General features: G+C 74.7%; 1 protein-coding gene. It reads left to right on the forward strand.

The features are described 5' to 3' along the window. The coding region (locus CQZ88_RS30305) for a hypothetical protein (RefSeq protein ID WP_219727543.1) at positions 1 to 285 on the forward strand (285 nt) is incomplete at both ends.

Here is a 285-nt window from a genome sequence, read left to right on the forward strand (position 1 = left end):
GGGATCTGCTGCGCCGCATCCGCACCACCGACCTCGACGCACTCGCGCACGCGGACGTCCCGTTCGACCGGGTCGTCGCGCGGGTCGCGCCGGTCCGCGGCACCCACCATCCGCTGTTCCAGGTGCTGCTCGCCCACCGCACGGTGCCCGCGGGGGAGGACCTGCCGCAGCTGCCCGGCCTGCGCGTGCGCGAATTCGACGCCGGCACCCCGGCCGCGCAGTTCGACCTCACCTGGGACGTCACCGAACGCGACGGCGACGGCGGCATCGACGTGCGTCTCGTGT

This window comes from Rhodococcus sp. ENV425 (assembly GCF_002887785.1).
Classification (GTDB): domain Bacteria; phylum Actinomycetota; class Actinomycetes; order Mycobacteriales; family Mycobacteriaceae; genus Rhodococcus; species Rhodococcus aetherivorans.